The organism is Variovorax sp. efr-133-TYG-130 (genome assembly GCF_030208835.1).
In the GTDB taxonomy this organism is placed as follows: Bacteria; Pseudomonadota; Gammaproteobacteria; order Burkholderiales; family Burkholderiaceae_C; genus Variovorax.
Genome location: NZ_JARVTD010000055.1, coordinates 1 through 1,229 on the forward strand (window position 1 = coordinate 1; position 1,229 = coordinate 1,229).

Annotated in this window: 1 protein-coding gene; it reads right to left on the reverse strand. The window is 59.6% G+C overall.

What is annotated here, in order from left to right; all coding sequences use genetic code 11:
* Positions 1-7 precede the first annotated feature (7 nt).
* A complete protein-coding gene (locus QRN67_RS32790; RefSeq protein WP_285415224.1) occupies positions 8-1,168 on the reverse strand; it encodes an IS30 family transposase in 1,161 nt (386 codons plus the stop codon).
* Between the last annotated feature and the right edge of the window lie 61 nt (positions 1,169-1,229).

The following is a 1,229-nucleotide window of genomic DNA, read 5'->3' on the forward strand; positions in this document are numbered from 1 at the left end:
GGCGGATTCAACCGGTCGATGCAACGCATTCGCTGAACATTTCAGCAGGTGTATGGAAGCCGAGCGTCTTGCGCGGCCTCTCGTTCAATTGTCTCGCGATTGCGTTGAGTTGAAGCTGTGAGAACCGTGAGATGTCCATGCCCTTCGGCATGTACTGCCTGAGCAACCCATTGGTGTTCTCGTTGCTGCCGCGCTGCCAGGGGCTCTGGGGATCACAGAAGTAGACCTGGATGTCGGTGGCCATCGTGAATCGCTTGTGACCGTGCATCTCCGTGCCTCGATCCCAGGTCAATGACTTGTAGAGCTCCTGCGGCAACTTGCGCGCGTTCTTTATCAGCGCGTTGACCACCGACTGCGAGTCCTTGCCTTCGAGCTTCACCAACATCACATATCTCGTTTGCCGCTCGACCAACGTGGCGATCTGGCTGTTCCCGCTGCCGAACACCAAGTCACCTTCCCAATGACCAGGCACCGCCCGATCCTCGACAGCTGCGGGGCGCTCGCTGATCGACACGGCATCGGCAATCTGCCCATGGATCGCAGTCTTCTGAGTATAGGAACGAGAGCGTCGCATGCCGCGCGTGCGTCTGAGGTGCTCCAGCAGCTCCTTCTTCAATGCGCCGCGCGCTTGAATGAACAGGCTGCGGTAGATGGTCTCGTGTGACACATGAAGGCTCGGGTCGTTCGGATAAGTATGCTTGAGCCAGCCGGCGATCTGCTCCGGCGACCACAGCATTCGAAGCAGGTCCGCCACGACGCCAGCCAGCGCCCGGTTCTTGACCAACTTGCATCGCTTCGGCCGCAGGGCACGGTTCCAGGCAGCTTCGTCGGCGACGCTCGCCCGATAGCCGCCTGGCCCTGCGTTGCGCCCGATCTCTCGGCTGATGGTCGACGGTGCCCTGCCAAGTCGGGCGGCTACCGAACGCATCGATTCACCAACCATCAGAGCGCGAGAGATCTCTTCCCTCTCTGCCAGGGTTAGCGCATTGGCGCCACGCCGTCGTTCCGGAGGTCGAATGCCACCGGTCTTGGACAAGATGTTCTGGATGGATGTGTGAGGTCGGTCAAACAGCTTGCCAATCTGGTGAAGGGTCCAACCCTCCCTCCACCGCTCCCACATCAATGCCTTCTGGGTACTCGTGTAGTAGGTCCGTGTCCGGTACTTCATCTGCAACACTCCTTCTGCCTACGCAGTTATAAGTGTGTTGCATCGACCGGTTGAATCCGCC